We start from the raw sequence: 12,051 nt of genomic DNA on the forward strand, positions 1-12,051 counted from the left end.
TTCTTATCTACTTCACCTGGGTGGTGGCGAAGTTATTCGTGGTGAGAGGGCTAATGTTATAGCCCTCTACGTTGTTGCGCATTGCGGTGAACATTCTGGTGTGCGCCATGCTGATCCATGGCTGGTCCTGGTTGAAAACAACCTGGGCCTGCTCGTAGAGCGCTGCACGCTCGGCCGGATCGGTTTTTTCCCGGGCCTGGTCGATCAGCGCCTGGAACTTGTCACTGCACCAGCGGGCGTAGTTTTCTCCGTTCTTGGCCGCCTCACAACTGAGCATAGGCGTCAGGAAGTTATCCGGGTCGCCGTTATCGCCCGCCCATCCGGCGGAAACCATGTCGTGCTCGCCGTTTTTGGCGCGTTTGAGCATTTCGCCCCATTCCATCACGCGGATGTCGATCTTGATCCCGACCTTGGCCAGGTCGGCTTGCATCATCTGCGCGCCGAGCATCGGGTTCGGGTTGGTCGGACCGCCACCGTTGCGGGTGAACAGGGTGAACGTGGTGCCTTCCGGTACGCCGGCTTCCTTGAGCAGGGCGCGAGCCTTGTCCAGGTCGCGGGGCGGGTTTTTCAGGCTGTGGTTAAAGCCCAGCAGGGTATCCGGGAACGGGTTGACGCCCACGGTGGCATTGCCCTTACCGAACAGCGCGTTGACATAGGCTTCTTTGTCGAAGGCGATGTCGATGGCTTTGCGCACGCGCACGTCGCTCATGTACTTGTGCTGGGTGTTCATGGCGATATACGAAACGGTCATGGCATTGAGTTCATCGACCTTCAGCTTCTGGTCTTTCTTGATGCTCGGGATGTCATCCGGCTTCGGATACAGCGCGACCTGGCATTCGTTGGCCTTGAGCTTCTGCAGGCGCACGTTGTTGTCGGTCGCGATGGCCAGGATCAGCGAGTCGGCCGGTGGCTTGCCGCGGAAGTAGTCCGGGTTGGCCTTGAAACGAACCTGGGCATCCTTGTTGTAACGCTGGAAGATAAATGGGCCGGTGCCGATCGGCTTGCTGTTCAGGTCGCCAGTCTTGTTGGCCTTGAGCAGCTGGTCGGCGTATTCGGCCGGGTAGATCGAGGAGAAGGCCATGGCGATGTCGGCCAGGAATGGCGCTTCGCGACGGGTCAGGGTGAACTTGACCGTGTTGTCGTCGACTTTCTCTACGCTCTTGAGCAGCTCTTTGAAACCCATGCTTTCAAAGTACGGGAAGCCTACGCTCGACAGCTTGTGCCACGGATGATTCGGGTCCAGCTGACGCTGGAAGCTCCAGACCACGTCGTCGGCGTTCATGTCGCGGGTCGGCTTGAAGTATTCGGTGGTGTGGAACTTGACGCCTTTACGCAGGTGGAAGGTGTAGCTCAGGCCGTCTTCGCTGATGTCCCAGGATTCGGCCAGCGCCGGAATCACTTCGGTGGTACCGGGCTTGAAGTCCGCCAGGCGATTGAAGATGGTTTCGGCCACGGCATCGGCGGTGACTGCAGTCGTGTACTGGACCATGTCGAAGCCTTCGGGGCTGGCTTCGGTGCAAACCACCAGGGGTTTGGCCGAGACGCCGACAGCGACACTGAGCAAAGCAGCCGCGATGGCCGCACGTAGGGGAAGCATTTTCATCAAGAACCCTCTGCAATCAGTTAAAGGACAAAAGCCGAACGGCCGATTCATCGCTGAACCAACCGTTCGGCAGCGGTATTACAGGATGTTGAACGGAACCGTGGTCACGAGACGGAACTCGTTGATGCTGCCGTCAGCCTGGTTTTCGCTGGCACGGTGAGCGGTGTAGGTGCCGCGGATCGTGGTGGCCTTGAGCGGGCCGCTCTGCACGGCGTAGGTCGCGCCGATGCCATATTCATAATGGGTTTCGCCATCCTGGGCCTGGATGCCGTCGTAACCCTTGCCTGCCACGCCGCCGTTGCCGGTGTAGTGAGTACCGTCGATGCCCCAGCCGCGAGCCTGGTAGATGTTGAACTTCAGGCCTGGTACGCCGTATTCGGCCATGTTCAGACCGTAGGCAACCTGGAACGATTTTTCGTTCGGGCCGTTGAAGTCCGACAGCAGGGAGTTGGCCAGGTAGATGCCGTTGGTTTCGTGCAGGTAGTCGAAGTACTCGTTACCGTTCACTTCCTGGTACGAGAAGGTCAGGGTGTGGGCCTGGTGGGTCAGGCCGAACGACAGCGAGTAGGTGTCGTTGTCGATATCGCCGATCAGGGCTTTACCGGTTTCCTTGGTTTTGTAGTAGTTCAGGCCGGTGGTCAGGCTCAGTACCTGGCTGTCGCCCAGTACATGAGAGGCGCCGAAGTAGTACTGGTTCCAGATGTCTTCAGCCTGGGTCGCCCAGAGGCTGGTGGTCAGGCTGGCGAGCGGGTTGTAGGTGATGCCGCCGGTGTAGACGTGGTCGGTTTCGACGATGCCGTTGGCGTATTCGGTGCGGAATTTACGCTGACTTTCTTCGGTACGCGGTGAGTTGCGGTCGAAGGTGGCCAGGTCGAAGGCCAGGTTGTTCAGCTCTTCGCTGTGGATGGCCAGACCTTCGAAGCTCGAAGGCAGTGCACGGTTGCCGATCACGTCGACCATCGGGCTGCTGAAGTTCATGCGGCCGGCGGTCAGGGTGGTGTTGGAGACACGGGCCTTGACGTTGGCCAGGCCCAGTTTGCTCCACTGGCCTTGAGCGTCGCCGCCTTCCTTGGTCAGGGTACGGTTGTTGCCCGCGCCTGGACGAGTGCCCGGTGCGCCACCGTTGTTGGATGCCAGGTCCTTGCGGTCACGATCCAGGGCGATCGCGTTGTAGGCCGCCACTTCAGTGCTGAAACCGACAGTGCCTTCGGTGAAGCCCGAGTTGTACTTGAGGATGGTGCCCTGGACCCAGTTGATCCGGCGATCGGTCGGGGTCGAAACGCCGTCCTTCTTGTAGGCGAACTTGGCGCCGCGTTGCAGTTGCTCGTTGGCGTACCAGTTACGCGTGGTGCCGGTGATCGACTGGCCTTCGACAAAGCCGGTGGCTTCGCTCTGGGCGCTTTTTTCGTTCACGGTAACCGGGGTGAAAGCCTGGCTTTGGGTTTCTGCGTAAGCCGTAGCGGTTACGCTGCTGATGGCCAAGGCCAATAACGCGGTGCTGCTCAGTTTCATGGGTAAAGCTCCTTACTTTCTTTTTTTATACCGGTCTATTTTTTTGTGATCCGGCTATTGGTTTAGAACTCATTCACGGCATCGCAAACGTTTGCTGTCAGCCAAATTGGCGAAAGACGGCAAAGCGTCTGCGTGAGGGCGGAAAATCCGCCCCCTGGCATTTCTGGCTAATCGGTTATTTTTCTATGCTGACACCCGAGAACACATTGCGGCCGAACGGGCTCACTTTGAACCCTTCGATTTTGGCGCTCAGCGGCTGGTTGACCGTTGAGTGGGCGACTGGCGTGATCGGCACTTGCTGTTTGAGCAACTGCTGCGCCTGTTTGTAGAGCTGGGTGCGCTGGTCTCGGTCGGTGACGACCTTGGCCTGTTTGATCAGCTTGTCGTAAGCCGGATCACACCACATCGAGTAGTTGTTGCCGCCAATGGCGTCGCAGCTGTAGAGCGTGCCCAGCCAGTTGTCCGGATCACCATTGTCACCGGTCCAGCCGATCAGGCTGATATCGTGCTCGCCATTCTTGGTGCGCTTGATGTACTCGCCCCACTCATAGCTGACGATCTTGACCTTGAGGCCGATCTTCGCCCAGTCAGCCTGGAGCATCTCGGCCATCAACTTGGCGTTGGGATTGTACGGACGCTGGACCGGCATGGCCCAGAGGGTGATTTCGGTGCCTTCCTTGACGCCGGCAGCCTTGAGCAATTCCCGGGCTTTTTCCGGGTTGTAGGCGGCGTCCTTGATCGTGTCGTCGTAGGACCATTGGGTCGGCGGCATGGCGTTGACCGCCAGTTGCCCCGCGCCCTGGTAAACGGCATTGAGAATGCCTTGCTTGTTCACCGCCATGTCCAGCGCCTGACGCACTTCGAGCTGGTCGAATGGCTTATGGCGCACGTTGTAGGCGATGTAGCCGAGGTTGAAACCAGGCTTCTCGATCAGTTGCAGGGCCGGGTCGTTCTTCAGCGCGGTCACATCGGCAGGGCGCGGATGCAGGGTGATCTGGCACTCGTTGGCCTTGAGTTTCTGCACGCGCACCGAGGCGTCGGTGTTGATGGCGAAAATCAGGTTGTCGAGCTTGACCCGGCTCGGGTCCCAGTACTGCTTGTTGCCGGTGTAACGGATGTTCGAGTCTTTCTGGTAGCTCTTGAACACGAACGGCCCGGTGCCGATCGGTTTCTGGTTGATGTCGCTCGGTTTGCCTTGCGCCAGCAGCTTGTCGGCGTATTCGGCCGAAAGGATGGCGGCGAAGCTCATGGCGATGTTCTGGATGAACGCGGCGTCCACGCTGTTGAGCGTCATGACCACGGTCAGCGGCCCGGTCTTTTCGACCTTGGCGATGTTCTTGTTCAGGCTCATCCCGTTGAAGTACGGAAACTCTGTCGGATAAGCCTTACGGAAAGGTTGTTGCGGGTCGAGCATGCGATTGAATGTGAACAGCACGTCATCGGCATTGAAATCACGGGTTGGCGTGAAATATTTGGTGGTATGAAACTTCACCCCTTCGCGCAGGTGGAAGGTGTACTTGAGGCCGTCCTCGGAAATATCCCAGCTCGTGGCCAGGCCCGGTACGACGTTGGTCGCGCCTTTCTCAAATTCTGCCAACCGGTTGTACAGCGGCTCGGCGGCGTCGTTGTCGGTCGCAGTGGTGTACTGCGCCGTATCGAAACCGGCGGGGCTGCCTTCGGAACAGAACACCAGGCTGTTGTTGGCGGCCTGGCTGATGGAAGTGGCGGCCAACAGGCCGGTGCCCAGCAATGCGGATAAAACCAAGGTATGGCGCATAACGCTCCCTTTTCTCTCAAAGTGTTGTCAATGAGCCGCCGTCCCGTCCGCAGACGTAGAGGCATCACTGATTTCAAGCCATGCAAGCGGCAGTAACCGATGACCCACGCAGGCACTGGTCGGATCCCGAAGGTATGAACCAAGGGTCCGGCAGTAATTGCGTAGAGTCCTAAAGACTCGTAGGAAATGGCAACGCGTCCTCACCCGATGCTGTAGTCAGCTGCGGATTTGGATGTAGACGAATTCCTGCTTTCTCGGTAGATAAAGCAACGGCGACGTCAGAAACGCCGCCGTTGCAAAACCTTATTTGCTGACGCTGACGCCGTAGAAGGAGTTCAAGCCAAATGGGCTGATCTTGAAGTCCCTGCACTTCGGCACGCATGGGTTGGAACACCGTCGAGTGAGCGATAGGTGTCATTGGAACAGCATCTTTGAGGACGTGTTGCGCCTGCTTGTACAGTTCGGTGCGCTTGGCCTGATCGGTTGTGCGCTTGGCTTCTTTCACGATGCCGTCGAACTTCTTGTCGCACCACTTGGAGAAGTTGTTGCCTTGCAGGGAGTCGCAGCCGAACAGCACGTTCAGCCAGTTGTCCGGGTCACCGTTGTCGCCGCTCCAGCCAATCAGCATCGCGCCGTTCTCGCCGCCTTTGGAGCGCTTGATGTACTCGCCCCATTCATAGCTCTGGATTTTGGCCTTGATACCGATCTTCGCCCAGTCGGACTGCAGCATTTCTGCCATCAGCTTGGCGTTCGGGTTGTACGGACGCTGTACCGGCATCGCCCACAGAACGATTTCGGTGCCTTCCTTCACACCGGCTTCCTTGAGCAGCTCTTTGGCTTTCTCAGGGTTGTACGGTGCATCCTTGATGGTGGTGTCGTAGGACCACTGGGTCGGCGGCATGGCGTTGACGGCCAGTTGGCCGGCGCCCTGGTAAACCGAGTCGATGATTTGCTGCTTGTTGACGGCCATGTCCAGTGCCTGACGCACTTTCAGTTGGGCCATCGGGTTCGGCTTGTCGTCACCCTTGATCTTGTCCATCACGTTGTAGGCGATGTAACCCAGGTTGAAACCAGCCTGATCAGGCACTTTCAGGGTTTTGTCTTCCTTGAGCGCCTTCAGGTCGGCCGGACGCGGGAACAGCGTGATCTGGCACTCGTTCTTCTTCAGCTTCTGGATACGTACCGACGGGTCGGTGGTGATGGCGAAGATCAGGTTGTCGATCTTCACGTCATCAGGCTTCCAGTAGTCCTTGTTCCCGGTGTAGCGGATGTTGGAGTCTTTCTGGTAGCTCTTGAACACGAACGGACCAGTGCCGACCGGCTTCTGGTTGATGTCGGCGGCTTTGCCTTCCTTGAGCAGCTGGGCAGCGTACTCGGCGGACTGTACCGAGGCGAAACTCATGGCCATGTTCTGGATGAACGCGGCGTCAACTTCCTTGAGGGTGAACTTGACGGTGTGGTCGTCGACTTTATCGATCTTGGTGATGTTGGTGTCCATCCCCATGTCGGTGAAGTACGGGAATTCGGTCGGGTACGCCTTACGGAACGGGTCATCCTTGTTAATCATGCGATTGAAGGTGAACAGCACGTCGTCGGCGTTGAACTCACGAGTCGGCTTGAAGTACGGAGTAGTGTGGAACTTGACGCCTTCACGCAGGTGGAAGGTGTAGGTCAGGCCGTCATCGGAGATGTCCCACTTGGTCGCCAGACCAGGAACTACGGCGGTGCCGCCGCGCTCGAACTGGGTGAGGCGGTTGAACATGGTTTCTGCAGAGGCGTCGAAGTCGGTTCCGGTGGTGTATTGACCTGGATCGAAACCGGCCGGGCTCCCTTCGGAGCAGAACACCAGGTTAGTCGCCGCTTGGGCGAACGGTGCGCTGGCTAACAAGCTTGCGCCAACTAAAAACGGAATGACCGCGTGTTTAAGCATGGTGGCCTCATGATTTGTTGTCATTTTTGGAATTAGAGGACGACCTCGTGAGTCGTGCCTGCGGATACTTATGCAGGGGCCATACCCAATGCAAGATCCAGAGTGACGACAAGCCTTAAACGGTGGCACGAACGTACCTTAATGTCGCATTTGTATAACTCCTGACGCATTTGACCGTTTACGCAGCGTTTTTACGGTGCAAACGACGCACTTTTAGGGTGCGTCATGATCGCTGGGTGCTCCCGATCAGGGCGGGGTGTTACTTATTTATACCCCGTTTTGTGCGGTGGGTATGGCGTGAATAAGAGTGGTTATTGTTGCACCGATAGTGGCCAATCAATCTCAGTTGCACCCGGTGCAACTGCCGGCTTTTCTCAGTGGACTATCCAGTTATAGCTCATGCCTGAAAACTGCCCAAAAAAAACGGCGATCATGTGAGTGATCGCCGTTCTTTTGATTACGGGCTATCGATTCAGGGCATCAACACTTCAATCGAACCATCGGCGGTCATGCTGACCTGGCTGGTGCCAGCTTCGACATCCGGCGTCACCGGTGTGGCGTCCATGGCGGCGGCTTTCATCATCATCGGTGCGCGCAGGTAAGGCTGTGGATAACCGTTGCTGTTGAGGTTCAGGTTGACGATCTTGTAGTTCTTGCCGCCGAGGGCATCGGTGGCCAGTTGAGCGCGGGCCTTGAAGGCGGTGACAGCGTCCTTGAGCAGGGCGTCTTCGCTGGCCTTGCGGGTCGGGGTGGCGATGGCGAAGTCCATGCCGCCCATTTTCAGGTCGGTGAGCAGTTCGCCGGTCAGCTTCGACAATGCGGCGAAGTCGGAGCTTTCCAAGCGCAGTTCGGCGCGCTCGCGCCAGCCGGTGATTTTCTGGCCCTTGGTGTCGTAGATCGGGTAGCTGTTGCGACTGCCCTGGCGCAGGGTGATGTCCTTGACTTGCTTGGCCTTGGCCAGCGCCTTGTTCATGGTGGTGCTGACGTCGGCGGCAAGTTTGGCCGGGTCGCTGTTCTGTTCTTCGGTGTAGAGCGTCACGATCATCAGGTCGCGGGCCACTTCCTGACTGACTTCGGCGCGCAGGGAAATCTGGTTGTAATGAAGCTCGTCGGCGGCCAGGGCCGGGAGGCTGGCGACGGTGCCAACGCTCAGGGCGAGGAGGGCGGCGCTGCGGCGGAATGTGTGCATGAAGGCTCCTTGAAAGGTGCGCAGGGGTTCGGTCCGGGCCTGCGTGAAACCATGAGACTCTAGCTTTTATGCACTGGTTCGCACAGTTACAACTTCTATACAGATGGAACCCGGGTGGCCGCTTCGCGGCCAATCGCGAGCAGGCTCGCTCCCACAGGAGAGCGCATTCCAAAGGTGGGAGCGAGCCTGCTCGCGAAGGCAGCGATACAGGCGCTGCAGAACCTGCAGCCATGTGGCCGTTTGCCGCAGTTTTGCCTGTCGGCCCCCGCGCTTGGTTATACTCCCAGCGATCCGCCTGGAGCGCTCATCAGGAGAGCTCATGCTCGCCCCCGTTCAAATCACTTCCGCCACTCGCCAGAACCTCTGGCGGCTGACGTTCATCCGCACGTTGGTGCTGGCCGCCCAAGCCGGTTCCGTGGGCCTGGCCTACTGGCTCGAATTGCTGCCGCTGCCCTGGTTTCAACTGGCCGCGACCCTCGGTTGTTCGATGCTGTTGTGTGTGTTCACGGCGATTCGCCTGCGCACCTCGTGGCCGGTGACCGAGCTCGAATACGCCGTGCAACTGGCCTGCGACCTGTTTATCCACAGCGCATTGCTGTATTTCTCCGGTGGCTCGACCAACCCCTTCGTTTCTTATTACCTGGTGCCGCTGACCATTGCCGCGGTGACGTTGCCATGGCGTTATTCGGTGATCCTGTCGGGTATCGCGCTGACGATGTACACGCTATTGCTGGCACAGTTCTATCCGCTGCAAACCTTCCCGATCGCGAGGGAAAACCTGCAGGTTTACGGGATGTGGTTGAGCTTCGCCCTCGCCGCCGCCGTGATCACGTTCTTCGCTGCGCGCATGGCCGAAGAGCTGCGCCGTCAGGAAGAACTGCGCGCCATTCGTCGCGAAGAAGGCCTGCGCGACCAGCAACTGCTGGCCGTCGCCACCCAGGCCGCTGGTGCGGCCCATGAACTGGGCACGCCGCTGGCGACCATGAGTGTGCTACTCAAGGAAATGCGTCAGGACCACCATGATCCGATGTTGCAGGACGACCTGAGCGTTTTGCAGGATCAGGTCAAACTGTGCAAGGAAACCTTGCAGCACCTGGTGCGCGCAGCGGAGGCCAATCGCCGTTTGGCGGTGGAGATGCAGGACGTCACCGATTGGCTTGATGAAGCTCTCAATCGCTGGCACCTGATGCGTCCGGAAGCCAGTTATCGCTTCCAGCGCCTCGGCCAGGGCGCAGTGCCGCGCATGGCGCCGCCGCCGGACTTGACCCAGGCTTTGCTGAATCTGTTGAACAACGCCGCCGATGCCTGCGCCGAAGGGCTGCAAGTGACGCTGGACTGGGATTTGGAAAACCTCACCATCAGCATTCGTGACCATGGTGCCGGTGTGCCGCTGGCCATCGCCGAGCAAATCGGCAAACCGTTTTTTACCACCAAGGGCAAAGGCTTCGGCCTGGGCCTGTTTTTGAGCAAGGCCAGCGTGACACGCGCCGGCGGCTCAGTGAAACTCTACAGTCATGAGGAAGGCGGCACGCTCACCGAGCTGCGCCTGCCCCGTGTCGCCCGAGGAGACGAACATGAGTGACGAGATCCAAGTCGAAGGCGAAGAACTGCCGCATTTGTTGCTGGTCGATGACGACGCCACATTCACCCGCGTCATGGCCCGCGCCATGGCCCGCCGCGGTTTTCGCGTCAGCACTGCCAGTTCCGCCGAAGAAGGCCTGGAACTGGCCAAGGCCGATCTGCCGGATTACGCCGCCCTGGACCTGAAGATGGACGGTGATTCGGGCCTGGTGCTGCTGCCCAAATTGCTGGAAATGGACCCGGAAATGCGCGTGGTGATCCTCACCGGCTATTCGAGCATTGCCACTGCCGTCGAGGCGATCAAGCGCGGTGCCTGCAACTACCTGTGCAAACCGGCGGACGCCGACGACGTGCTGGCGGCCCTGCTGTCCGAACACGCCGACCTCGACAGCCTGGTGCCGGAAAACCCGATGTCCGTGGACCGCCTGCAGTGGGAACACATCCAGCGCGTGCTGACCGAGCACGAAGGCAACATCTCCGCCACGGCCCGCGCCCTGGGCATGCACCGCCGCACCCTGCAGCGCAAACTGCAGAAGCGTCCCGTTCGCCGCTGAACCGGTGCTGAACGAATGCGGGCCGTATCTCGCAACCAACCGAACCGATCCTCTATGATCGGTTCGTGCGTGTTCTTTTCTCTATCGAGCCTTATCCATGAATCAGAACGCTGAGTATTGCGCGGTCAACGATGCCGTGCGCGGGCGGTTTTTTCGCAAAGTATGGGCGATGATCACGCCTTACTGGCGCAGTGAAGAGAAGGTCAAGGCCTGGACGCTGCTGATCGCGGTGATTGCGCTGTCGCTGATCAGCGTGGGGATCTCGGTGTGGTTCAACACCTGGTACAAGGACTTCTACAACGCCCTGCAAAAGAAGGACGAGGCAGCGTTCTGGCAACTGATCCTGTATTTCTGCGCGATTGCGGCGGTGGCGATCGTCGGCGCGGTGTACCGGCTCTACCTGACGCAGATGTTGACGATCCGCTGGCGAGCATGGCTCACCGAAAAGCATTTCACCCGCTGGTTGGGTGACAAGAACTACTACCAGCTGGAGCAGGGCGGTTACACCGATAACCCGGACCAGCGGATTTCCGAAGACCTCAACAACTTCACCTCGAACACCCTTGAGCTGGGTATCGGGTTGCTGCGCAATATCGTCAGCCTGGTGTCGTTCTCGATCATTCTGTGGGGCGTGTCGGGCAGTATCGAAGTATTCGGCATCACCATTCCCGGCTACATGTTCTGGTGCGTACTGGTTTACGCCGTGGTGGGCAGTTGGCTGACACATTTGATCGGTCGTCGCCTGATCGGCCTGAACAACCAGCAACAACGCTTCGAAGCCGACTTGCGTTTCTCCATGGTGCGGATTCGCGAGAATGCCGAAAGCATTGCGTTGTACAACGGCGAGCCGAACGAAAATCGTCGGTTGAGCGGCCGCTTCGGGATGGTCTGGCATAACTTCTGGGACATCATGAAAGTGTCCAAACGCCTGACGTTCTTCACCGCCGGTTACAGTCAGGCCGCCATCATCTTCCCCTTCATGGTGGCGGCGCCGCGTTATCTCTCCGGCAAGATCGAACTCGGTGAACTGATGCAGATCAGCTCGGCATTCGGCAATGTGCAGGAAAGCTTCAGCTGGTTTATCAGTGCGTACCAGAGCCTCGCGTCCTGGCGCGCTACCTGCGATCGTCTGCTGAGCTTCCACCAGGCCATGAGTGATAACGAAGGGCGTGCGCCGGCCATCGACGTACAGAATTCGGGCTCCGCTCTGAAGGTGCACAACCTCGGCCTCGACCTTGCTGAAGGGCGTCACCTGCTGACCAACGCCGACATGACCGTGGAGGAGGGCGACCGAGTGATGCTCAGCGGTCGTTCCGGCAGCGGCAAGTCGACCCTGCTGCGGGCGATGGGGCATCTGTGGCCGACCGGCCACGGCAGTATTCGCCTGCCATCGGCGCGCTACCTGTTCCTACCGCAAAAACCGTATTTGCCGATTGGCACCCTGCGTGATGTCCTCAGTTATCCACAGCCCGGTGATACCTATCCGAATGAACGCTACGTGCAGGTGCTGGAAACCTGTCGCCTGCCGCACCTGATTGCCCGTCTCGACGAAGCCAACCACTGGCAGCGCATGCTGTCGCCAGGTGAGCAGCAGCGCCTGGCCTTTGCCCGTGCGCTGCTTTATGCACCGCAATGGTTGTATATGGACGAAGCGACCTCGGCGATGGACGAAGAAGACGAGGCCACGCTGTATCAGGCGCTGATCGATGAGTTGCCGGGGCTGAGCATTGTCAGCGTCGGTCATCGCAGCAGCCTGAAGCGCTTCCATCCGCGGCACATCCGTATCGAGAATGGCCATCTGGTGGACCAGGCCGTGACCGCATAAACACCCCGATTCCTTGTAGGAGCGAGCTTGCTCGCGATGGACTTGAACGCGCCGCGTTTATTCAGAAAGCACGCGTTATC

7 protein-coding genes and 1 pseudogene are annotated in these 12,051 nt (G+C 58.9%); 3 read left to right on the forward strand and 5 right to left on the reverse strand.

All coding sequences use genetic code 11. From position 1 onward, the window contains the following. Positions 1-7: 7 nt before the first annotated feature. From RS887_RS13745 to RS887_RS13765, 5 genes and pseudogenes are all read right to left on the reverse strand, one after another. A complete protein-coding gene (locus tag RS887_RS13745) occupies positions 8-1,603 on the reverse strand; it encodes an ABC transporter substrate-binding protein (protein ID WP_322615793.1) in 1,596 nt (531 codons plus the stop codon). A 78-nt stretch (positions 1,604-1,681) separates the two neighbouring features. Continuing rightward, entirely contained in the window at positions 1,682-3,115 is a 1,434-nt protein-coding gene (locus RS887_RS13750; protein ID WP_008018746.1) for an OprD family porin, read from the reverse strand. A gap of 175 nt (positions 3,116-3,290) precedes the next feature. Continuing rightward, positions 3,291-4,892 (reverse strand): ABC transporter substrate-binding protein, encoded by a 1,602-nt coding sequence (locus RS887_RS13755; protein ID WP_322615794.1) that lies wholly within the window; start codon positions 4,890-4,892, stop codon positions 3,291-3,293. 303 nt (positions 4,893-5,195) lie between these two features. Further along, a pseudogene (locus RS887_RS13760) lies at positions 5,196-6,822 on the reverse strand (ABC transporter substrate-binding protein). A 472-nt stretch (positions 6,823-7,294) separates the two neighbouring features. Next, a complete protein-coding gene (locus tag RS887_RS13765) occupies positions 7,295-8,011 on the reverse strand; it encodes an SIMPL domain-containing protein (protein WP_322615795.1) in 717 nt (238 codons plus the stop codon). Positions 8,012-8,330: 319 nt separating this feature from the next. On the opposite strand from RS887_RS13765, the gene RS887_RS13770 reads away from it, so the two are divergent. The 3 genes from RS887_RS13770 to RS887_RS13780 all read left to right on the forward strand — a co-directional run bounded on the left by RS887_RS13770 (position 8,331) and on the right by RS887_RS13780 (position 11,971). Continuing rightward, the gene (locus tag RS887_RS13770; RefSeq protein WP_322615796.1) at positions 8,331-9,593 is read left to right on the forward strand and encodes an ATP-binding protein; all 1,263 of its coding nucleotides are present in this window, start codon (positions 8,331-8,333) and stop codon (positions 9,591-9,593) included. Next, the gene (locus tag RS887_RS13775) at positions 9,586-10,146 is read left to right on the forward strand and encodes a response regulator transcription factor (RefSeq protein ID WP_008000948.1); all 561 of its coding nucleotides are present in this window, start codon (positions 9,586-9,588) and stop codon (positions 10,144-10,146) included. The genes RS887_RS13770 and RS887_RS13775 overlap by 8 nt, the downstream gene beginning before the upstream one ends. A 97-nt stretch (positions 10,147-10,243) precedes the next feature. Continuing rightward, a complete protein-coding gene (locus tag RS887_RS13780) occupies positions 10,244-11,971 on the forward strand; it encodes an ABC transporter ATP-binding protein/permease (RefSeq protein ID WP_322615797.1) in 1,728 nt (575 codons plus the stop codon). Positions 11,972-12,051 lie beyond the last annotated feature (80 nt).

Origin of the sequence: Pseudomonas sp. BIC9C, from assembly GCF_034541995.1 — a bacterium.
Classification (GTDB): Bacteria; Pseudomonadota; Gammaproteobacteria; order Pseudomonadales; family Pseudomonadaceae; genus Aquipseudomonas; species Aquipseudomonas fluorescens_CC.

Coding starts and splice junctions, on each gene's coding strand:
- RS887_RS13745 (WP_322615793.1), bottom strand. CDS start 1,603: ATGAAAATGCTTCCCCTACGTGCGGCCATCGCGGCTGCTTTGCTCAGT.
- RS887_RS13750 (WP_008018746.1), bottom strand. CDS start 3,115: ATGAAACTGAGCAGCACCGCGTTATTGGCCTTGGCCATCAGCAGCGTA.
- RS887_RS13755 (WP_322615794.1), bottom strand. CDS start 4,892: ATGCGCCATACCTTGGTTTTATCCGCATTGCTGGGCACCGGCCTGTTG.
- RS887_RS13765 (WP_322615795.1), bottom strand. CDS start 8,011: ATGCACACATTCCGCCGCAGCGCCGCCCTCCTCGCCCTGAGCGTTGGC.
- RS887_RS13770 (WP_322615796.1), top strand. CDS start 8,331: ATGCTCGCCCCCGTTCAAATCACTTCCGCCACTCGCCAGAACCTCTGG.
- RS887_RS13775 (WP_008000948.1), top strand. CDS start 9,586: ATGAGTGACGAGATCCAAGTCGAAGGCGAAGAACTGCCGCATTTGTTG.
- RS887_RS13780 (WP_322615797.1), top strand. CDS start 10,244: ATGAATCAGAACGCTGAGTATTGCGCGGTCAACGATGCCGTGCGCGGG.